The 23901-nt window shown below is 30.8% G+C and carries 16 protein-coding genes; 6 read left to right on the plus strand and 10 right to left on the minus strand.

Features of this window, described 5'->3' with window-relative positions; genetic code table 11:
* Positions 1-80: 80 nt before the first annotated feature.
* From ACE193_RS21135 to ACE193_RS21155, 5 genes are all read left to right on the plus strand, one after another.
* Positions 81-344, plus strand: coding sequence for a response regulator transcription factor (locus ACE193_RS21135; RefSeq protein ID WP_375560186.1), 264 nt, complete (start codon positions 81-83; stop codon positions 342-344).
* Between the two features lie 153 nt (positions 345-497).
* A complete protein-coding gene (locus tag ACE193_RS21140) occupies positions 498-998 on the plus strand; it encodes a hypothetical protein (RefSeq protein WP_375560187.1) in 501 nt (166 codons plus the stop codon).
* Positions 999-1023: 25 nt separating this feature from the next.
* Positions 1024-1446 (plus strand): hypothetical protein, encoded by a 423-nt coding sequence (locus tag ACE193_RS21145; RefSeq protein WP_375560188.1) that lies wholly within the window; start codon positions 1024-1026, stop codon positions 1444-1446.
* 70 nt (positions 1447-1516) lie between these two features.
* The gene (locus ACE193_RS21150; protein WP_375560189.1) at positions 1517-2914 is read left to right on the plus strand and encodes a M43 family zinc metalloprotease; all 1398 of its coding nucleotides are present in this window, start codon (positions 1517-1519) and stop codon (positions 2912-2914) included.
* A complete protein-coding gene (locus ACE193_RS21155; RefSeq protein WP_375560190.1) occupies positions 2884-4653 on the plus strand; it encodes a hypothetical protein in 1770 nt (589 codons plus the stop codon). Before ACE193_RS21150 ends, ACE193_RS21155 begins: the two co-directional genes overlap by 31 nt.
* 112 nt (positions 4654-4765) lie before the next feature.
* Here ACE193_RS21155 and ACE193_RS21160 read toward each other — a convergent pair whose 3' ends face one another.
* The 4 genes from ACE193_RS21160 to ACE193_RS21175 are packed head-to-tail and all read right to left on the minus strand — an operon-like array spanning position 4766 to position 12088.
* Complete coding sequence (locus ACE193_RS21160; RefSeq protein WP_375560191.1) at positions 4766-5470, minus strand: M48 family metallopeptidase; 705 nt, start codon at positions 5468-5470, stop codon at positions 4766-4768.
* 2 nt (positions 5471-5472) lie between these two features.
* Positions 5473-8580, minus strand: coding sequence for a type I restriction endonuclease subunit R (locus ACE193_RS21165; RefSeq protein ID WP_375560192.1), 3108 nt, complete (start codon positions 8578-8580; stop codon positions 5473-5475).
* Positions 8577-9662, minus strand: coding sequence for a restriction endonuclease subunit S (locus ACE193_RS21170; protein ID WP_375560193.1), 1086 nt, complete (start codon positions 9660-9662; stop codon positions 8577-8579). The genes ACE193_RS21165 and ACE193_RS21170 overlap by 4 nt, the downstream gene beginning before the upstream one ends.
* Positions 9662-12088 carry a type I restriction-modification system subunit M gene (locus ACE193_RS21175; RefSeq protein WP_375560194.1) on the minus strand — a complete coding sequence of 809 codons (2427 nt, stop codon included), beginning with the start codon at positions 12086-12088 and terminating at the stop codon, positions 9662-9664. Before ACE193_RS21175 ends, ACE193_RS21170 begins: the two co-directional genes overlap by 1 nt.
* A gap of 198 nt (positions 12089-12286) precedes the next feature.
* Between ACE193_RS21175 and ACE193_RS21180 the strand changes: the two genes are divergently transcribed.
* Positions 12287-13288 carry a hypothetical protein gene (locus ACE193_RS21180; RefSeq protein WP_375560195.1) on the plus strand — a complete coding sequence of 334 codons (1002 nt, stop codon included), beginning with the start codon at positions 12287-12289 and terminating at the stop codon, positions 13286-13288.
* Between the two features lie 58 nt (positions 13289-13346).
* Here ACE193_RS21180 and ACE193_RS21185 read toward each other — a convergent pair whose 3' ends face one another.
* The 6 genes from ACE193_RS21185 to avs1a are packed head-to-tail and all read right to left on the minus strand — an operon-like array spanning position 13347 to position 23900.
* Positions 13347-15116, minus strand: coding sequence for an HNH endonuclease (locus ACE193_RS21185; RefSeq protein WP_375560196.1), 1770 nt, complete (start codon positions 15114-15116; stop codon positions 13347-13349).
* Between the two features lie 2 nt (positions 15117-15118).
* Complete coding sequence (locus ACE193_RS21190) at positions 15119-17062, minus strand: AAA family ATPase (protein ID WP_375560197.1); 1944 nt, start codon at positions 17060-17062, stop codon at positions 15119-15121.
* A gap of 45 nt (positions 17063-17107) precedes the next feature.
* Positions 17108-17350, minus strand: coding sequence for a hypothetical protein (locus tag ACE193_RS21195; RefSeq protein WP_375560198.1), 243 nt, complete (start codon positions 17348-17350; stop codon positions 17108-17110).
* Complete coding sequence (locus ACE193_RS21200; RefSeq protein WP_375560199.1) at positions 17350-17577, minus strand: hypothetical protein; 228 nt, start codon at positions 17575-17577, stop codon at positions 17350-17352. Before ACE193_RS21200 ends, ACE193_RS21195 begins: the two co-directional genes overlap by 1 nt.
* 3 nt (positions 17578-17580) lie before the next feature.
* On the minus strand, positions 17581-22710 hold the full coding sequence (locus tag ACE193_RS21205; RefSeq protein WP_375560200.1) for a trypsin-like peptidase domain-containing protein: 5130 nt from the start codon (positions 22708-22710) through the stop codon (positions 17581-17583).
* Positions 22707-23900 (minus strand): AVAST type 1 anti-phage system MBL fold metallo-hydrolase Avs1a, encoded by a 1194-nt coding sequence (gene avs1a / locus ACE193_RS21210; RefSeq protein WP_375560201.1) that lies wholly within the window; start codon positions 23898-23900, stop codon positions 22707-22709. The genes ACE193_RS21205 and avs1a overlap by 4 nt, the downstream gene beginning before the upstream one ends.
* Position 23901 lies beyond the last annotated feature (1 nt).

A 23901-nucleotide genomic window follows, 5' to 3' on the forward strand; every position in this document is an offset into this window, starting at 1 on the left:
AATCATCAAATTTTTAACTTTTTTGTGACTTTTTCTAAGTTAGAATACCTATCTGATTGAACCGAATAATCACTAATAGTATGAATCCTAACTTATTGACTAAAAGACAAAAACAAGTATTAAAGTTTCGATGTGATGGAATGACATACGATGAAATATCTCGTGAGTTAAGCATTAGTAGTCGTACAGTTGAAAGTCATTTGAAGCGTATTAAGGAAACTCTTGAAACTTCAGACTGTTCTATTTTACTACTTCACAAGGCTATTCAATTAGGCTTTTATACTTACGAAGATATCATGCAGGAAGGGTGTAATAAAAAAAACAAAATTTTATGTGACTTTTAATATGATTTATCAACTATGTTTATAAGAGAGTATATTTTACTTTTAAATATTACACTACTTAGATATCGGTTAGCTCTTTTCTTTAAGATTATACTTTTTTACAAACCACTTATTTGTCATTCTCAATCTGTATTTAAATTAAATATCAATTTTATGAAAAAGATACTATTTTGTCTTATTTTATTTTTTCAAGTTGTTGCATTTACTCAAGCACAAGGCACAACTGAAACAGAGTCCATAATTTTTATTTCTGCGGATACCATAGAAACTGAACCGTTCAAATCTAAACTATCTGAAGATGAATATTTAATGCAACCTCAATCTATAACTTCAGCAGAAGTTTGGAGAGGTGCTGCAATAATGATTTTCAGCCTTATATTGTTGGGGTTGGTTTTGGGTTTTACTCATCTCAATAAAGAAAAGAAAATTGACACAAGTGTTTCTCAATTTTTGACTTTGTTTATGCTTATTATTCCCACAGTTATATTGGTTATTATGGGTTACAGCATCGAACAAATCTCTATTGTGTTAGCTCTCTTTTCAACAGTTGCAGGGTATGTTTTAGGAAGACAAGGTAGTGCAGAAGTAAACAAATGTGCTAAGGAAGCAAAAGACAACCAACAGCCAGAAAATACCAATCCAAATAATAATTAATTAACTTTTAAAACAAATAATAATTATGACATCTAAAATTTTATATTTTACTGTTTTCTTTATATCTCTTTTCTCTTGTGCGAGTACGATGCCTCAGAAAAAAGAAGATAAGTCAAATTATTTTGTAAAAACTTCTAGTTTGCAAAATGATAAAATCAATTTTATTTCTTGCTCAGGCTGTTCTGCCAGTTCCGATGATGGTTCTCTCATTCCTTTAGGAAAGTTTGCAATTGAGAATCGAACGAATACAAGTTTAAACCTCTCTATCCAATACGGCTCTTATACTTTAGCTAATCGAGCCGAAGAATATTATTTACCTCAAGGTCAAGCTTCTACTAATGTAAAAGTTACTATAGGAAGAGCTTCAGGAACAATTAGAGTACGACAAACTTATCGTTATCGTTTTTACATTAGCAACGGACAGGTGGCTTGCCAAGAATTGAAGTAATGAAATAAGTTGTAAAATTAAATAAATGCTTTGCTCACGCAAAGCATTTATTTTTATCCAAAATAAAACTATGTTTAAATATATTACTACTTTTTACTTTTTTTTGTTTGCATTTTCAACCTACGCCCAATCCAACTGTGGGGTAGAAAGAAAATACAATCCATCTTTTCATAAACGCTTTCATGGTCTAGATAGAGCTAGTGTACCTGAAAATACTCCAGAATTCATTACTAAAAAGGTGGAGAAGAAATTGTTGGAAGGACAGAAACAAAGAAAAGAATTATTCAAAGATATAAATGGCAGTATCAAAATGGAGCTACAGTTCCGTATTCATGCTTCAAAGGAAGGTAACACCTCTAAAATCGATAATAAAGATTTAAATATTGCCCTTAAGAATCTTAACGAAGTGTTTGCACCAATTAAGGTTCAATTCAGTATGGCACCTGCTTTAATTATCGAAAACTCAAGTTCAAAACTGAATATTGACAAGCTAGAGAATGCAACAATGGATGATGTTTTGGCAATAGATGTTTTTGATGATATCCTAAGTGACAAGAATCATATTGATGGATATGCTAGTTTACCAACTGATAAACAAGATTATATCTTTATTGTGGCAAATGACTTTAAAGCTAGTAGCAATAATCAAGTATTGATTCACGAAATGGGACATTACTTTGGGCTTTTGCACACTTTCGGTAGCGTGAATAGTAAACCTTTTCCGAATGGAGATTGCAAAAGAACTGGAGACTACATCTGTGACACTCCACCTGACATCAACCTTCTCAAAGAAACAGAGGTTGACACAACAATCACTCAGTTTAAAATTGAGGCGCAAATTAAAAATAAAGGGTTTTATGTGGATCGTTACGGCAATCGTTTTACAGAACTTCCTTTTGATAATTTTATGTCGTACTATGACGTGAGAAGTAAGTTCACATCAGGTCAATACTCTATGATGAAGAGCGTCATACAAAATCGTAGAGAGTACCTCATAAAAAACAAAACAACAAACGATAATATTTTTGTAAGAGATGAGAGTGCTAGATTTTCTTCTCTAGCTTTAAAAAGTATAAGAAAAAAAGATAAAGGCGTAATATTTCTTGTTATCAATGATAGCATCCAATGGTGTAATCTTTTGCTAAATGATATTCGAGAAAATAAAAAATTAGCTGAATTGTTTAGTCAATATACGACTTGCTTATACGATGTCAAATCTTTTAATGCAGAAGAAGTTAGAGACCGTATGCCAGGAGGAATAGGTCAAGATGGGTTGTCAAACCGTCTTCAAGATTCTTTGATAATAGCTTTTGACCCTCAGCTAGTGACTTATCCACAAATTTTAATTTTTAAAGTTAGTGGAGATAGTAATGGACAAATCACTACAAACACTATTTTAAATAAAATTATTTTAGGTTATCACAAACCAAATGAACTATGCAAAATATTAGAAGAACTCGCACACTAATTTTATTAGTAATTGTCTTTTGTGGTATTCTCTTTCCTGTATTTAGTCAAAATGAGAACCCTCAGACTATAATTGATGCTGCAAAAAATGCAGGAGAAAATACTTCTCATAAAAAAGATAGAGAGTATTGGATTTCTATGGGTTACAAGCAAGGACATGAGGAAGGTTATTCTGAAGGTTATGCTAAAGGAATAAAAAAAGGGCAAGACGAAGGGTATGAACTAGGTTTTAACGAAAAGTTAGTAAACATGGATTCTTCGTGGTTAAAATATGCCATCCCCATAGTGATGACTCCCACAAGTTCCGACTCTAGTAAAATTGGAAATTTACGAGCTATGAATGAGAAAGACGCAGCTAAATACTATAACTTACAATATCTTGCAGATGCCTTTTGGGGAGCTTTCAAAAGAAGTGGAAACGCAAAAGCGCAAATAGATTTGTATAGAGAAAGTGTTAGAAGAAATATTTTAGAAGAAGCCTATGATAGCACTTCAAGCAAGTATAAAGAAATACGAGCTAAGGTGTATAACATGGGTTGGAGAGATGGATATCAAAACGCCTATAATATTCTACTTAAAAAAGGGCAAAATATAACATTAAAAGAGGTTGATTTACCATCCACCTTAGATTATGTTCAATTAGTGGAAGACATTCATACTATACAAGGAAAGTCTATTTATGAAGATGCAAGTACTTTTAGTGCTCTGATTAAAAAAATACATCTTGATATGATTGACTATCTTTCTCTACGATTAGAACTTTCTGCTATTGAAAGAGAGGATGCTATTTTGCAATATGAAAGAATTCACCCTGCTTTAGCTAGTCAGTATTATGAGAAGTATTTGTCGATTTATAGAGTATGGGGAATTGAAGCAGATGCAAAATCTAGCTTTTATAATTATCACTCTTATCATACAACACATAGTTTGATTGATATTATTGCTTGGGATTTATGTTCAGTAGCTGACGTTGTTCTAACCTACAGCAAGGAGAATTCTCAATACGCCTCTATAATAGGTCTTGAAACAGGAAATGTTTGCTGGGTTTTAAAGGAAGATTACCTTCAAACTATCTATTACAACTTACTCAAGGTTGCTTTTGGGAATGATTTAAACCGTGTTGCCCCTCAAATGCAAAGTGGGGTTCAGCAATCATTAACTAATTTTGTTGCAGAAGTTCAAAAACATGAGAAGATAGTTACGGAAACTGTAGAGCTTAGTGAAGGGGAGTCTGCTCAAGTTACAATGAAGATTACAAGCCTTTATACGATCGGTTTTGAACTGGATGAAATAAGTGTAGATATTGACCACAAGAAACAAAACGTAAATGTCCAAGTATCTAGAACTCCTAGGCTGCTCAATATTGTACAGCAAGAGGGTGTCGTATTAAAAGTTGTAACTAAGAAAGAGTACACAGAAACTAAGGATGTAGAAAAAACTGTAGTAGGTTTAAAACCAATCATAAAAGGAGAGGAAAAAATCTATGATGCAAAAAAGAAAGAAACAAAAAAAATTGCCAAAGTTGTAGTTGCTAATTCAGCATTCCAAGCAATTTTTGAGAAGCACAAACCTGACGAGGAAGAAATTAAAAGTAAAATGCAAAAATTACCTTTGGATGCTTATGAAAATATCAGTATTTTGTTACAAAAAGTAATAGAACCTGCAATTTCTTTACCTGATGCAAACTACAAAGCTACTTTTAAGTATGGAGGTAAAAGTATTCAGTTAGTAACGGACTAATTATTAAACAAGTAACAATAAAAAAACACAGAGAGTTTGATAAATCCTCTGTGTTTTTTTATTACAACATAACTAAAATGTTATACTTTTTAGATTTTTATGTGGTAGTATATCAAAAAACAAACTCATTCAATTCTTTTTTGATTTGTTTCCATTGGGGAAGGTGGTGATTCATGTAAGCATAGAAACGCTCGTTGTGATGGCGTTCTAGAAGATGGGTAAGTTCGTGGACAATAACATATTCTAAACAATGCAAAGGTTTTTTAGCTAATTCTAAATTAAGCCAAATTCTTTTTTCTTCAATGGTGCAAGTTCCCCATTTAGTCTTCATTTGTTTGATGCGCCAATCGTTACATTTTACACCCATTTTAGTTTCCCACTTTTCTATAAGACTAGGAATGTGTTTTTTGAGTTCAGAGCGATACCAATCACTCATTACTTTATCTTTTTGCTCTTGGGTAGAATTAGGACGTATTTGTAAATCTAAGTGAGTTTTAGATTGCAGAGTTACTTTTGGGTTTTCGTCTTTTTCTGTAATCCGAAGGAGATAACGATGACCTTGAAAATAATGGCTTTCTTTTTCTTTATATTCTCTTTCAGACTGACGTTCTTGTTTTTGAAAACTACGTTGTTGTCTTCTTATCCAACCAATTTTGGAAACTACAAATAATCTCAATGTATCATCACTAACACTCAAAGGAGCTGCCAAGCGAATACGACCTTCAGGAGGATGTACTGATAAATGAACATTTTTGATGCTTTTTCGAATGACATCAATGTTCAAATTTTCGGCTATTTGTAATGTATTATTTTCCATTCTTACTTGTACTCCGTTTGCTGTTTGATAATTTCAAAGATAGATTCTAATTTATCTTCTCTCTTATGTTCCACTAAGATAGGGAGAACAACCTGTATTTTCAAGTTTCTTTCCTTATTAAAATGCCCTATCCAATTATCGTATTTGTTGAGTAAAATAGATTCATTCAAAGCAAGTGCAATCGCTTCATTTTTTTCTAAATTATCATACAAAGCTCGTTTGGCTGGTGTATTTATATCAGCAGGATAATCTTGTTTTTTTCCATCTGGCTGCATGTCTTTAGCTAACTCTTCGTATTTTTTCAATAATTCTTCGTAGCTAATCGCATTTGTTTTTCGCTGCTCTATCAAATCACTCAATAACTCACTCATCTTTCCATAAAAAATAGGATTGATAGGCATTTCTTGAATGATGATTTTACGAATATTATTTTCTACAGCTTCCGAAATAGACTCTTTGCTTTTCTTTATTTGAGGAGATAAATGTTCCGTAGCATCTTCAATTCCATTTTCAATAATGAGTTGTAAAAGGCTTTTTTCTCCCAAATTGGAAAGCATACGACTAGGGTCAGCCGTTAGATACATATCCAATAATTGACGCATCTCTGGCTCATATTTTTTCAAATCTATATAATCGCCACTATGCTCTTTGATACTATTTCGCAACTCTGTGTATTCATTGACTAGCTTTTTTATCTTATCAGCCTCTTCTTTAGAATAGGATTGCAAAATTTCGGAAGCGATATTATTGTAAGAACGAATCAAAGAAACAACAGCTTTATAGAAAGTCAAACGCTTTTGTTCTCGTTCTTTTAAATCTTCTGGTTTGGAAGGATCGCCACAAAAATAATTATAATATTGAGGTAATTCTTTTGGAGGAGCGACAGGCTCACAAAGATGATGTAGTGTTTCGATGGCATCATCTAATTGCTCCTTGTTTTTTTCTTGACGACTAGAAAGCAAACCTTTTATATCAGCTTCGTCAAATGAGTCAAAGGCATCAGAAGTATATGTAGTAATAGAATCTTCTAGTTTGCCGAACAAACTTTGATAATCTACGATGTATCCAAAATCTTTATAAAAATCTTGATCTACCTCTTCTTTACCCAAACGGTTGGTGCGACAAATAGCTTGAAAAAGACCGTGGTCTTGCATCTTTTTGTCAATGTAAAGATAGGTACAATGGATAGCATCAAAACCTGTCAATAATTTATCTACAACTATCAAAAGCTGCATCTGACTAGGATTTTCTTTGAATTGCTTTTTAACAAAATCTTCAAACTTATCAGCTTGAGAAGTTTCAAAATTATAATCTTTGAGCATTTTTTGATAAATCTCATATTGCTCTTTTTTCTCTGTTGTGCCGTCTCCTGTTTCTTCTTGTTTTGTACTTTGTGCATTGGGTTCGAAACTACTTACTACGGCACATCGTTTGAATCCGTAATCGGTAAAAATTTTGTAATAGCGACAGGCTTCGTAAATACTACGAGCAACAAGTATGGCATTTCCTCGTTTGGCTTTCAAACGTGGTTTTTTGGCAAAATCCATTTTAATATCGGCTACAATTCGCTCTAAACGACTTTTAGAACTAAGTAGTTTTTGCATTGTTCCCCATTGCTGTTTGAGTTGTGCCTTGGGTAAATCATTCATTCCTTCGGTGTGAGCATCAAACCAGTCATCAATACCTGTTTGATCGACAATATGCTGATCCACATCACGAGCTTCATAAAGTAAATCCAAAACAACATTATCCTTTACAGCATCATTAAATTTGTAGGTATGAATATAAGAACCAAATTTCTCTAAACTCGTTTTTTTATCTTTTTTGAGTAGAGGAGTTCCAGTAAAACCTATCAAAATACGACTACCTTCAGGAAGTAAGGCTTTCATAGCATCGTGCAATGAACCACTTTGAGTACGATGACATTCATCTATAAAAACAACAAACTCTCCTTTTGGACTGAAATTTTTAGGACGTGCTAAGTCTTTGAGAAATGCTTTTAATTCGTCATCGTCAGTAGTGCGTTCTCCAAATTTATGCACTAGCGTACACATCAGACGATTACCAACATCATTGAGTTGTGTGAGCAAATCGGCACTACTTTTTGAACGTGCAATAGTTTCTCCTACACCTGAAAAAACGCCTTCAATTTGGTCATCTAATTCGGTACGGTCAGTAACAATAAGCACTCTTTGACTATCTCCGAGTGGTTTGTTTTCTAGTACCCATTTGGCAAGCCAAACCATTGTTAGACTTTTTCCACTTCCTTGTGTGTGCCAAATAATACCACCTTCTTTATTAGAAAGGCTTTTTTGTGCTGCTTTTACACCAAAGTATTGATTTGGACGGCATAATTTTTTTGTTCCAAAGTCAAAAATGATAAAGTTATAGAGAATATCCATAACTCGCTCCTTATTCAAAAACTCCTTTATTTCTTTATCTAATGGAAAACTATCAGGCTGGTAGGTACTTTCTTCTTCTTTCCATTTCAAAAAGAATTTTTCACTTGTTCCTGTTGTGCCATAATACAAGCCTCCACTATCATTACCTGCCATAACGAGCTGAACCGTTGTAAAAAAAGGCTTTACAAATAAATGATCTTGACAAGATATATTTTGACGAATACCTTGACTTACTGATACACTTGACTTTTTGAGTTCTAAAACTCCAATAGCAATTCCATTGATATAAAGGACAATATCTGGACGACGTGTATGATTTGCGCCTTTTGTACTGACTTCTTCAGCAACAGCAAAATCATTTTGATGGATATTTTTCCAATCTATAAAATAGACAGTTTGATACTGCTCTCCTGCTGATTCTTTGACCGAAACACCATAACGCAATAAAGAATAGACATCTTTATTTACTACATAGAGGCTATCCTGTGCGCTGATAGAAACGGCTTTTTCTAATTCATAGAGAGCCTTTTGAATCAAAACAGGTGTATAGTTTTGCTTTTTTAGAAAAGCCTCTATATCATTTCGACGAAGATTATGATTATCTTCTTTTGACAAATCGCCAATGTAACGATAATCTAATTCGTTTTGAAATACCTTGAGTACACGGTTTTGTACTTCACGCTCTGGTGAAACGGTTCTTTTGCTCATAGTAGTCGTATTTTTCCAGTGAGTAAATTTTGCATCATACCTTGTTTAAGCTGCTCTGCTTTTTGGAGCTTTTCTTCTAAGATTTCTAGCTCATTATCCATATCGGATAGAATGGTGGCTATTTGGGTTTGTTCGGAAATAGGAGGGAGTGAAATTTCTATTTTCTTAATTTGTTCAGGGTAAATATGAGGTTGCGCTCCTCCTACTTGCAGTTTATAAATAAATCTTTGTTTGCTCAAGACAAGAAAATAAATAAATTTTATATTATATTGATTACTATTTTCTATTGTAGAACAGTCAGAAGCAAAAATTTCATTTTTATGAAAAGCAACATATCCTGCATTTGCACCTGATGCACTAATTGTAATAGTATTCTTTTTCCTATTTGATTTGTTGTGATAACAAGATGGTTTCATTCCTCCAGCAATAACAGGAATATTCCCCAAAACAGTTTGGCTTTCTGTAATCATTTGCCCTTTTTTAATATCTGCAACTTCCCCCAAAGTCTTCACTTCCCAATCCTTTTTCGGCTTTAGAAGTTTTTGCATAGTAGCCTGTTTGATATTTTGTTTTTTCTGTATGAGTTCTTCCAAAGAAGAAATATATACATCGGCATCACTCAAGGCATTGGCTATGGCTTTTTGTTCTTTTAGGGGAGGGATAGGGATTTGAAAATCGTGTACATCATTTCTATTTAAAGTTGGAACACCTGAACCAGTTGCAAAACGTTCAAGTTTAATTTTAAGAAATAAGTAGTAGATATATTTTGAATCATTATTATTAAAATTAGTTACCCACAAAGCAGTATTGTGAGGCCAATAATTCTCTTCCACATAAGTTACCTTGCCTATAGTTCCCGACCTACCTGTAACTATACCTGGGCTTTGCGCTTGAAACTTATTATGATAATTTACAATCCCATTTGAATAAACTACTGGGTAAATTCCTGTTACTAATTCTCTATTTGGTAAATCAAACCCTCTTTGTAATGGTGCAATTTCTTTGATAGTTTTAACCTGCCACTCTTTAGGAATCACTCCAACCTCCGTACTTTTATATCCGTTTTTTAGTTGTTTTTCCATTAAAATCCCATAGTTTGAAGGTGAGCAATTACTTTACTTTCCATTTCTTGCTGTTTGGCTTGTAGCTCTGGGAGTGTGCTTTGATAACGCTCTGCCAGTTCACGTATGCGCTGGGTAAGGCGTTGGCTAATGCGTTCCATTTCAGATTTTATATTTTTTTCTAGTACACCTATCCATTTGTCTTCTACAATAAGCTGTTTTATGTCTTGCTCAGTCAGCTCTGGGTATTTCAAAAGAGCCTTTCCATCTAAAGAAGCCTCTTTGGTTTTGATTTGAGCATTTAGTTTTGATACCTTTCCTTGTAATTTAAGGTAGTTTTCTAAAATGACAATCTCTTCTTTATCTTGTTCTTTACTGTCTAATTTATTGAGTTTTTTAAGATGCGTTTCTACATTCTTTTTACTGATTTTATCGTAATCATAAAAAAGACCATCTTCAGTATTGTGTTCTTCTTCTAATTCGGTAATTTCTGAAAGTGCTGTTTCTCGTTGCGCTTCTAAGTCTTGTAGTGTTTCTTTTTCGGTTTTGAAAAAGCGTTCTATAACGAGTGTCTTAGGCAAAATATCACAATCGTGTCCGATGACTTTCTTTGTAGTTTCTTTTCCTTTCTTTTTGATTTCTTTGTAAATAGGTTCTACATTCGCCTGCCAACCTTCTAAAGCAATCAAATAGGCATCATCTTGCATTGTTTCATTCCAATAGCTCATTAAATGCTGATAAATATCGTATTTATCTAGTAATGGTTTGTTGGTGTAATGTTGCAATAAATCTTCTGAAATAGTATGAATCAATTCTTTAGGCTTGAATCCTATTTCTAAGTTTTTGAGCTGTTGAGTTATGCGTGTTTTCCATTCTAAAAACAGATTTTCCATTTCTTCAGAAAAACTAACAAATTCAGCGTGATTAAAAATAGCTGTTTTGATGTCTTCTTTTGCTATGCGTAACTGACTGTAATTAGGTCGGTCGGTAGCTTCGAAAAGGTCATTTTTAAGAGAAGGATATACCGTCCAATATTTCTCTAGGCTTTCAATGTCTATATTTGGAATTCCTCCCAAAAGGTGCGCCTCAATATCTTGTATATCTTCTTCGTCTTGGTTGTCTATGTATCTTGGTAGATTTAGATTATAGTCATTTTTTGGGTCTTTAATCTCTTCAATAGCTACCAAACGGCTATATTTTGGAACTTCCAACTGTTTATTAAAAACATCTACCACATTATGAATATCTTGCTCACGAAGTTGGTTTTTGTTTCCATCTTTGATAAATCCTTTGGAAGCATCAAGCATAAAAATATGCGTTCTACCATTGGCATGTTCTTTATCAATGACAATAATACAAGCAGGAATTCCTGTACCATAGAAAAGGTTTGCAGGAAGCCCTATAATTCCTTTTATATATCCTTTATCAATAAGATTTTGACGAATAACAGCTTCGGCATTTCCTCTAAATAAAACACCGTGAGGCAAAATACAAGCAGCTTTCCCTGTACTATTTAGGGATTTGATAATATGAATCAAAAAAGCATAATCGCCATTTTTATCAGGAGGAATTCCAATACCATCAAAACGACTAAAAAGGTCTTTTTGAGGATTAAATCCTGTACTCCAATCTTTTAAAGAAAAAGGAGGATTGGCAACCACAAAATCAAAAGTTCGTAAATAGCCATTCTCATCTTTAAAATTAGGGTCTGAAAGCGTACTTTGTCCTCGTGCAATAACTGCCGAAGTATCATCGTGCAAAATCATATTCATACGAGCCAAGGCAGCCGTAGAAACATCTTTTTCTTGTCCGTAAATACTTCCTTTTCCATCAGCTTCGTCAAGAGCCTTTAATAAAAGTGAACCCGAACCACAAGTAGGGTCATAAAAAGTAGTATTGTTTGTCGTATTTTGAATATCTAATACTTTTGCTACAATTCGGCTTACTTCACTTGGTGTATAAAACTGTCCTTTACTTTTTCCACTCTGTGTAGCAAAATGACGCATCAAATACTCATAAGCATCTCCAAGTAAATCATCTCCTCCAGCTTTATTTTTACTAAAATTCAGCGCAGGATTTTCAAATATAGTAATGAGTTTGGTAAGTCTGTCAATCATTTCTTTGCCTTGACCGAGCTTGTCCGTATCATTAAAATCAGCTAGGTTTTTTAGTTCGTCCAGTCCGTTGGCAGTAGTTAGTGAGGCAAAAATCTTATTCATTTTATCCCCTATCTCTGCTTTTCCTTTGAGAGCCGTCATTGCTTTAAAACTTCCATCTTCAGGAACAACTAAAGCACCATAAGGACTTCCTTCGTATTTATCTGAAACGTACTTTATAAAAAGCAAAGTCAATACATAATCTTTGTACTGACTTGCATCCATTCCACCACGCAAAGCATCACAACTTGCCCAAATAGAACTATATAATTCTGATTTTTTAATTGCCATTTATTTTCTATTTCTCTTTTTTTGCTTAAAAAGTATGTTTAAAAATTACTAAGCAAGTAACGAATTTATGAAGTGCTACGCAAATTATTTATTTTAAATAAAATTCGTATTTTGACAATCAATTACTTCTAATATTAAGTATTAGAATAACTTTATGAATAGGTACTATGATAGAATTACAAAACACATATATAAAACATGCAAACCATTCAAGAACAAGATCTCATAAAAGATACAGAACAGCTCAAACAGCTGATTAGTCAAGTAGATAATTCAGGGATTTCTGCTTGGAATGCAGGAGATTTATTGATGATTGTTAAAAATAAAAAGGAGTATGTTCCTCGCTATAAAACATTTGAGAATTATACTAAAACAGAAATAGATATCAGCCCACAGACAGCAAACAACTACATTATTATACGCAGCAATTTTACCAAAGAAGAAATTGGTAATATAATGCTTGTCAGCCATTTAAGGGTAATTGCTGAGATTGAAAATGATAAACTAAGAAAGTTAGTTTTGAAAGAAATCAGAGAAAAAGAATCGCAAGAAACAGAAGGTAGCGAAGGATATAAACCGACTGTTTCTGACATTGTAGGTATAGTAACAATGATCGTAGATAGTGAAGAATATGATTTAACAGAAGAAAATATTGAGGAAATCATAAACATTAATATAGAGAAAGGTAAGGAGGAAGCTAAAAAACGCAAACGAAATAGAGCTAGACAGAAAGCTCTAAATGGTAAAGATCCTTTTGGCGACCCTTTTACTTCAGAATACTTTAAAGATGTGAGTGCTCTATTGGAGAATGAACCCATTAATGAAATGGGAGTGGTTGGGTTATTTTGTATTATGTTTCAATCTTTAAGAGGAACTCAATTTGAATGGAAAGAAGAGATGATAACTTTTGTTGCCATCAAATATATACAAACAGCTTTTCCTGATGCAAACATTCGCTGCAAAACGACAGGGAAAAAGAAGAAAAATTTCGAATTAGACGTAGAATTCGAATTTGAAAGTTATAATTATATACGACACGGACATTTAAACTCTACCAAAAACTGTGATTTGATTATTTGTTGGCAAGATAATGCTAGAAGTGATGAGCGTTTGAAAAATAACCCTTCTGTGAAAAAACTACCTCCTATTTTAAGTCTTAAAAATTGCTTTGATACAGGAGAGATTGAGTTGTTAGTTTAGGAGATATTTGGAGATAGGGTTAAATTATAAATCAATTCAACCCTATAAATTTTACAACTTACACACTTTTTGGGATAGTTCCTCGTGAGATATCAAACTTTTCTAACTCCTCAATAATATCATTATGTAGTTTAGTGTGAATTCGTTTATGAAAATCTGATGATTTTGTATATGTTCCATAGATAAAACGATCTATTTCATGATCTAAGTTTTTTCCATTTATTGTTTTATCAAAACCTTCAAGCATTTTCTTGATCTTATCTCGCCAAGTATTATTGTGTTTATAAATATATCTTTTTGCGTATATTTCTTCTATGATATCCTTATGAAGGGTATAAATCTCATCCAAAGCAAATTTCTTTTTATGGTTTTCAACTTTTTGAGAATCAGTTTTATAATTAAGATTATCTGTGCCATCTGGTTTTTTTTTATCAACTGTACAAGAAAGACTTAATTTAGAATTTTCAATCGTTTCTTTATTACTTAAATAATATATAAAATTATTATTGTTTAATAATTTAAACTTAGCATTATCATGAAAACTCTCTGAATATGGATTAAAAAAATCTTCATAAGAATCTCCTTTTGCTAAATTACAATTTCTACAACTTGGTACAAGATTGTATAAAGAAATAGCTAGATGTGGGAATATTGATTTAGGTTTGATATGATCAAGCTCATATTTGGGTTTAAGTTTGCCTTTATCATCTTTATCAACCGACAATACCCATTGATTATTACAGTAGGGACAAGCTTTTATACCTAACTTGTCAGCAAACCATCCTCCATGCATTTTTTGGAGGGTTGTATAGTTGAATATGTTTTTGTAAAGAAAAGTTAATAGAGTATTGTCAAATAAATGTGCAATTAATTTCTTTATTTCATTTTCTATTTCTTTCTCTGTGGTTTTACAAATAACTTTTATAGCAAAATTACCACTTGGATAAAGAACCTTTATTAAATCTCTAAGACTATCCTTAGTAGCATTATTATTATTTTTTTGTAATGCCTCAATTCTCTTGACGTGGTTACCAAGGGAAAGAAAATCCTTGTGTTTTAAAGTACTTAAAATTTTCCGTCTTCCTTTATCAGGATCTGGATGATTTTTTACAATAATGTCTATTTCATTTTTAACAAGGCTTTCTAAATTATTAAAATTATAATTCAGCCACTTTTTGCTGATGTTTATATTACAGAAAGAGTCTTTGATTGCTATTTTTTTCTTTTTTTTATAAATCTTCTTTTTTACGTCAAAATTATTTATATTTTTATTCAAATTCTTCAATATTTCTTTGAAATGTTTATTAGTAGAAAGGTATTTATAAACGTCCTTTGGAAACTGACTTTCAGATTTAAATTCTTGTTTATTAATCCACTGAAACACTTCACTTATACACTCCTTAAATTCTGGAGTGGTAAAATAATAATCTTTTAAAACTAGTTTAGGAAATAACAATACTAATAGTTTTTTATTTTCTTCATCATCACTAACCATTTTTATTTTATTGTAATCAAACTCTTCAGATATCAATAAATCTTTTAAGACTCCTTTATTATTTTCGATATCATCAATTAAAAACTCAAGTAGTTTTACTATTGTGGTATCTGTAGTAGAAGCATCTTTTTTCGCTATAATTCTACTTAAAAGAAATCCTGTGTTATCATAGCCTATCTTACTACATTTACCACAATTTTGCTTATCAGTTATTTTATTTTGACAATCCTCACAAACAGGCAGTATAAGATTAAGGTATTCTGCTTCAATATCCTCCCACTTTTTTTCACCCTTGAGATTACCATTTTTGAATTTCTCTTTAATTGCTTTCATGATTATAAGTCCTCCTTGTCGTTTGATTTAGAAAGTTTATTACGAATATTTTTAGCTTTGTCCTCAACTTCTTTAAGCTCTGAGAGTAGCTTTTGTCGCCTAGATTTAGGTGAATTATCTAATGCTGTAATAATAGAGGCATAATATTCATTGAATTTGAAACGAATAAAGTCATCCCCTATCATATCAATCTCATCTATCAATTGATTAAGCTCTTTTGAAGTTATAGATTCCTCTTTTTCAACTTTTAATTTTAGTTCGCTGAGTTTTGTAGCTATTGCTTTGATTTTATTATCAGCAAATTTCCCAATTAATCCATCTTGCACAAAGAATGAATCTGCAAACAACTCAAAGATATTTTGACCAAAAGTTCTTTGTTGATTTGCTAAATCAGCAACTTCACATTTCCCACCATCTCCTTTTTCAAGAAAAATAATATTTTCTTTTGGAAGATCAGAGGCAAGAAATGGAGAATGAGAGGTTAAAATGAGCTGAATATTTTGAGTTGGAAATAGTTGTGGTAAAACATCAAGTAATGTGTTTAAATATTTTTTTTGCCATTGAGGATGTAAGCCTAGTTCGCCTTCATCTATTAATACATTAATATCATTATCATTGCTATTTCTACCTTCTGAATTGTAAATAGTTGCTAACAGACTTAATAAAGCATTTTCGCCAGAGCTAAAATAAAATTCTGTATCATCTTTTTCCCATGAAAAATCTAATGGACTGACCAATTTTAATTCTTTAATTTTCTTAACCAAATTAACTAATATATCAAAATCTATTAAATTATGTATTAAAGTATTCTTATTTAGCTTAAAAATATTTTCTTCTAAAATAGTAAGTATGTCTTTCATTGTACTTTCTACTTCGTCTATTTTTTGATATTCGTTTGGAAGGGTTACATTATCTTTATAAGAGCTACTAAAATAATCCCTTAATACTTGACACCCTAACGATATTATTTCATCATCTGAAACATTTTCAGGTATTTCACTCAATAATTTATCTATTTTTTCTCTTCTTTCAGTATGCATTTCATTATAATTCAAGAAATTAGTCGAAAAAGAATCTCCAGTGAAAAGAGAATAAAACATTGCCCATTTCACGTATTTAATAAAATTTGATGTAAAATGATTTCCAGAACCTAAATTCTTCCAATTATCATTTGGGGGAGGATTAGCAGGAAATTTTAAATAACTTCCTTTATTATCTGTTGTACCAAAGAAACTTTTTATTTTATTGTAATTAATTTTTAGTAATACTCTATTTGGTAAATCAAAAGGAAAGGTATAATTCTTCTTATTTTTGATATATTCTATTAGCGTGCATTGGTTAAAAAATGAGTACATTTCAAAATTATGCTGATATCTCTCCTCGTGCTCGTACAATCTATAATACAAAGACAAGTTATCAACTTTATCTATCATGGATATTGACTTTGTGTTACCTTCCATAATATTATTATAGTATAGAGCATTTATTTTATATTTTTTCTTCTCCTCTTCATTAAACTCCTTAACTAATTGATCAAACTCTTTTTTCTTAAAAACTTCAAATGTTCCTTTATCAAGATAATTGTTAGTTATTGTGATTTTATCAGAATGAATTACGACAAACAAATTCATTTCAGTTTTAAAAATTCTAATTGCTTCTATATCCTTATTAAAAACACCTTCAAGAACAGAACTTTTCCCAGATCCATTCTCCCCAATAATAGCTGTAACATTGGTTATTTTTCCAAGCTGTTCTGAACCATCACTACTTGTATCCAATATTTCTTCTAGCTTAAAAAAATCTTTATAAAAATCCTCATTTCCTTTTTTATCAACACTGAGTTCTTTCGTATCTTCATCATACTTGAAATCATACAAAGGGCTAAAATTAAACCCCTGTTTTTCAATGTTTTTATATTTTTCGATCCAAAGATATAGTAGTTCCATAAAGATGTTTTTTTAAGCAAGAGTTTAAATAAAATATTTGTATAGTTAATGTATATCATGCAGTCTTCCAATCGATCTAATTATAGGATCAATTTCTACAATATCAATTCTTCTATTAGGTAAGGGGTTATTAATTTTTTCAAGACTCATAAAACCTTGCCTTTTAAAAAAAATTCTATATTTTCTGACAAAAGATTGCCCTTTATCTAATTTTATTGATTTATTACACTCTTCAATAATAAGATGAGTAGTACGTTCTAAATCTCTTCTAGAATTGAAAGTATTCATTATTTTTCTTGTTTAGAAAATTGCAAATCAATAACGTTTATTGAAGCTCTAACTAGCGAATTAACAGTTCTCAAATTAACCCTTAAATTAGGAGTTGACTTTACATTTTTGACACTATCTCCTAATCGAGGTGTATGAATAGAAAAATATACATTTCCATTCTCTAACTGTTCCTTAAAAAGGTAGAGTTTTCTTTCTAATTCTATTCGATTATTTGGTTGAGACATGATTTAATATTGATTAATAATTTGGTACAATTGATTAATATTATTTTTACCTATGACATTCATAGCAGCTTTATTTAAAGCATATCTTTGTAATTCTGGGTATCTAACTAATAAGCTTTTACCACCTACAAAACTCCGAGCTAAATATGAATCTGACTTTTTATATTCTTGCCAAGAAAGTGGATAACAACATTTTTCAATAGTATTAATAATTTCTTTATAAAAATCCTTGCTTAAAAAGCCTCCTGATTCCAAATCATCTAGAATATATTGAATATCATAAACTATTCTATCCTCTACAGCTATGTTAGGAGAGAATAAGGCTATATTTTTTATATTATTATTCATTTCATTATGTAAACTTGAAAACCCTTTATCTTTTAAAAATGAAGCAATATCTAAGTATTTTTTAAAAATAGATAGATGCCTAATATTTTTAATTTGCTCTAAATAACTAGAATTACCTTTTAGAATATCGATAAAATCTAAAAAACATTCTTCTATATTTTTTAGGAGTATATCTACACATAATTCTACAGATCGTAATGGCTTGTCTTTTAGAGACTCATTTAGTAAAGGAACTAGTGCAAAACTAGGTTTCATTTTTATCAGATAACATATTGTAGCAAATGTCTTTTTCCGAATATCATAAGTAGGATAGTTTAAGAGCCAAATAATAAAACTTATCTGTGCTTCATTAGCAGAAATCTCTTCTTTCTCTCCGTTTACCCATTGATATTTTTCAATTATATATTGAGGAGGATAGACTAATAAATTAAAATGTTCTATTATACTTTTTCTTATATCTATAATTTGATCAGATGTTAGTTTATTAGCAAAGAAGTCAATAAGATTTTCTACAACTACCCAAGCCTCTGTATCTATATTGTTTATAAATGGTTGAAGATATTTAATAATTTCTTTATCATTATCAAATAAGCTTTTCAGGTTGTCTTTAGCTTGATCACTATCCTTTGAGAAACGATTATACCAAATACCTGTTAATCCACTATTTTTGAATGCATTTACTCCATTTTTTATCAACCCTTCTCTACCTAGAGAGTAAAAACCATCATTTTCACAAAGGGAGTTAAATTTATCCAATTCACTTTGTTCAGTTTGTATATCCTTGTTGCTTTCATTAGATATAGAAGATTTGGGGTTATCTATATAAATACCTTTTTCTTTAAAAAGCTCTTCATATTCTGTTTTCAAATCATCACTCAACTGATTAAAGATTGTTTGGTTATACTCATTTTTGTAGTCTTTCATTTCTTCTGAAAGCAGTATGCCGTATATGCAATCATAGAAGATAATACGATGTTCTCTATCCCCTACTTTTATTAAATTATTTGCTATTGAAGTAGCAAATGATTTAAAACAAAAAGGCGTATCATTGTTAATAGTAAAGATAAGAAGTAAAAAAATATTTAGTTCAGGTAATGACTCATCAGAACATTTAATAATTTCTACTATAGCACTGTGTATGTCTATATTATTAGCTCCTTGTACATACCCATATCCTAATTTTAAGTTATCCAACTTGTTACTTTCTGCATTCTGAATAAGTATTTGAGGTGGTGGAACTGTTTCAAATTTCACATATTCTATTGCACCACTAAAATTTATTTCATTTAGGAAAGTCGTTGCTAGATTTGTTTTTGTATTTCTAATATATTGTTGAAAAGTCATCTCACCAGAAGCATAATCTATCAAACTACAAGCATTTTGTAGATAATTATAATCCTTTTGTGACTGCAAATTAGTATTTTCTGCCACTGAATTAATAAGTTGAAATTGAGCCTCTTTATACCAAGATGGTCCCATTGAAGTTTTCAGCATTTCTTTAAATACATCTTCCCCTTTATCAAAACATTTGATTAAACCATAGTATTCTACTACTTTAAGTAATTCTGGTGTTCTTTCCCATCTATTTTGTATATGCTCAAGAATATGAGATTCTAATAATTTTATTACCTGATGAGCATATCTTTTGTCGTTGTTCTTAATCAAGCGTTCAATTATATCTGATAAGGAGTTTCTATAACCTTCTGTATACAAACCTAATTGATAGCGACTTCTTTCTACTATTCTCTCTATCCACCAGCCTAAATTACTATTAAAGTATGTACTAAATATATCTGTAATTTGCTCATAAATAAAAGGTAGTATAACTTCAGGTAAAAAATAGCTACGTTTCCAAGTAGATCTTTCATCTAGATCAAATTTGAGACTCAATGCTATCTTTTTTAATGACTCTAGCTCTTTGGATGAATCATTACCTTCTGCAAATTTTTTATTTAATCTACCCTCTAACATACCTAAATGCATTAGGCAATTTTCTAAAGATAACTCCCAATTAAAATAGTAAGATGGAATATTTATAGCTAATTCATCAGTTTTTAAATACCCTATAAATTTATTATACATATAAAAACTTCTTAAACCTTCATCATCTAAATCAACTCCATTTTTTTCGCTTCTAAAACTTAATTTAATATTCTTTTGAACATATTTATTCAAGTATGTTTGAATTGCGTTCTCAACTATATCAGTTCTCTTACTGTCTGTTATTAACCCTAAAATTAATATCTTCGTATTTCTCTCATTCTCCTCATAGCCATACTTATCAATTAATTCTTCTATCAAAGAAACTAACTCTTTTTTACCATTGAAATGTTGTTTATTACTATATTTATTAAAAAAATCGTAGTTTACTTTTTCTAAAATATGAAGTCTTGTCCAGTTTTTATTAAGCTCCCCTTTTACTTCTTCAAATTCTTTTAGCGAGTCGAACTCATTACTCATTCTCCTAAGATATGCATTTGAAAAAGGGACTACCTTATTAAATTCTTCTCCCAAGTCATTTGCATGGTTTTCACTATCATTTGAACGAACAAAATTTATAAGTTTTAGTATCATATCAATAGAATAAAAAGCCTGCTCATGTGTAAGCTTATCTTCTAGTGAAAAATTTAAAGATGTTAACTTCACTTGAAAAAAAAATGGTTCTACACTAAAACCTCCTAATACTTTTCCAAACTCGTCCTGAAGATAGACACGAAAGTTATTGTCTAGAATAGTAGATAACGCTTTTCCTTCTTCTCTGTAATTATTCTCATTAAAAAGCTGTAATAATTCAAGAGCTTCATTATTGCTAACTAATAATGATTCATCTCTGATGATATATTTTATAGCATGCTTTCCTTTATCTAGAGCTATTAAAGCTTTGGCGATAAGATAGGAATGTTCAGCAAGTACACTTTCATATCTGAACTCAATACGCTGTAACAACAACAAAATACGTATTAAACTAGTAGAATCTTGTTCCTCTAAACAAATTTTAATTACTTTTTTTATGTCGTAAATAACCAAACTGGGCATTACATGATTGAAAGCAACCATATCTGACCACTGCTGATTACAATCTTGAATAGAAATTTTGTAATTGCTACTTAATGTTTTATGATAAAGAACATTTTCTACTGAAAAATACTCTTCATTATTATCAATACAATATTTTACTATATAGTCATTTGCTAACCTTAGATTCTCTTCTGCTTTCTTTATGATAAAGTTTTTAAAAGATGTATGATAAAGTTCTATCTCTTTACCTTCTTTAATTAAATAATTTATTGAAAAAGAATCATTCTGAAAGTTTGATTTATGGTCAGTTGGTAAAATATCGTATAATTGATTTTTTTTAATAGGAACTCTTAGTTGAGATAGTATTATCAATATCCAAATTTGGTTTATTTTATCTGATAAACTAGACCAGATTTCTTCATAATATTCTTTAATATCCCCATTAATAGTTGGCATTGATTCTATTAATGTTTCTAAATTCAAGCCTTTATCATCGTAATCTTTTATAGATTCTATTAAATAATTCAAGTAAAGTGGATGACCTTCTGATTTCTTTGCCAATTTTTGTATTGACAAGGCAGTAAATTCTTTATCTTCAAATGCTCTCCTTATAGTTTCCTCACACTTTTCTATAGATAAAGGTGGGATAGAAATAGATTTGTCTTCTAATTTAGCTTTTATATTTGCTGGAAGTATTTCGGATGATGTACAAGAAAGTATAATTGAAATTCCTTTTGGAAGTTTTTTTGGTATAACACTAAGAAAATCAGTTATATTATCAATCTCATCTAAACCATCTATAAACATCACATGATTTATTCCATTACTACTTACAGATAAATTTTCAAGCATTGAAGAAATATAACCTATTCTTTTTTCTATATCATTTGTACTATCAATAGTTCTATTTAGTTGATTAGAAAGAGTTGTTTCAAGCCAAGAAATAATATTATTTTTAGAGCTTCTTATAGCAGGAGACTGTTTATCTTGAGGGATTTTTAAGAAATAATGTCCACATACTTTTATACTCTCATTTGAAGGTATATATGAAGCTATAGCCGTTGTCTTGCCTGACCCTGGCGAACCTACACATATAAACCATCCCTGCTTATTACTTAGTTTTTCATCTAATTGATCGAAAAAAGCATAATTAGGAATATAGGTATCAGAGAGTTTTTGTAATTCTTCAGGTATTGCATAAGGTTTATAGGGATTTACAACTATACCAGCCTTTTCAATAAATGAAGAAAAAGCATTAACATGTATTACCTTTATTTCGCCATCTTCACAACGGATAGCGATGCCTATAATATGATCACCTATCGAAACAGCTGAACCTGATACTCCTGAATAATCATAATCGTCATCTGTATCATTTACTCTAATATGAAAATAATTTTTATTACGGTCTATATCTGAAATAACTCCTTCATAGAACCTTCCTCTACTACTCTCTAAAATGGAAAATCCAAATAGTTTACATTGCTGATTATACTGCAAACCTTTATTAGTTAGCTTTAAGAAATGATTTTCTTTGCTATTTTCTAACAATGTTATTAAACATACATCCTTATCATCATCTTTTATAACATTGCACCTAATAGGAACATTGTTAATAAAAATATCTTCATTGTCTTCTATAACATGAGCAGCTGTCAATATCATATTTTTTGACAGATAAAAACCTGTTCCACTTTCTTTTTCTTCCCCACATCTGATATTTACAGAGCTATACTTTAGGTCTTCACTAGTAATAATTGAGTTCATATAGAAAGTATTAATGGTTGGTTTGGTTCTGCTGTTATTATTTCGTAATTATACCCACTCTTCATATCCTGATCAAATAATTGAGAAGTTGAGGTAGTATAATTAAAGTATAACTTACGTTTAAATTCACATTTTCTACTGATAAAATTAGCTATCGTTTCACTATGAGGGTGACTGTGTTTTTTTCCATTAGTTGAAAAAATAATATTTTCTGAATCTATAAAACTTAGTAACTCTGGACTTGTATTATTCCAACTACCATGATGTGAAACCTTTATCAAATCGAAATAAATAGGAGAGGATTGTGTATTATAGTATTTCTTTAACTGTTGCAAAACTAAACTTGGATGAGAATCGCCTAAGAATAGCAAGTTTTTATCTTTATATTTAATTATAAAAGCTAAAGAACTCCCATTTGCAGTAGTTGCATCTTCTATAAATTTACTCTCTAATAATTTATCCATACTGAATTTAGAAGAAGAAATATTTTGCTCTTTTGAATATTTCTTAGGTTTTTGTTTTGCTATCATAAACTCAAACGCATCATCAAAAATAGAATCCTCAGTAATTTTTCCTTTATACCCTCCACGTTCTAAATCTTTTTTCCATGCCTTTTCTAACTTCTGTAATTTCTCATTATTAGGAGAGAGTAGAATCAGTTCTATTTCTTCATTGATACTGACGTTTTGTAGATTTTCAATTGCTATTGCTTTGTTGCCAAATTCTGAGTTCCAAGAGTATCCACCTTCTAATATTAATGCGCCTAAAGAAGACCCTTGTTTTGAACTTATGTTTTTATTATCTATTGTGGAATTCTTCAAATAACTTCCCCCCTTAATCTCATTAATTAAGGATTTATTTTCTAGACTTATCAATTCTTTTTTGATACTAGCTTGTTTTGGCAAATGTCTATATGCATTATGCCAGATATTTGATATTTCTATGACTCTGTCTTTATTATTTTCCTCTAAAAATTTGACGATTCCTGATATGTGATCCCTATCTATATGCGTAATAATTACATGAGATAATAATTGATTTTTTTGATGAATAGTAATCAAATCATTTTTAATATGATCGTTATAAGTTGATACATATCCACCATCTATCAAGATGTGAGTATCCTCAATACTCAAAAGAAAGCTGTCGCCATCTAAAGCTGGGTATATTTTTAGTTGAATTTCTGACATA

Origin of the sequence: Bernardetia aquimarina (assembly GCF_042180575.1) — a bacterium.
GTDB lineage: Bacteria > Bacteroidota > Bacteroidia > Cytophagales > Bernardetiaceae > Bernardetia.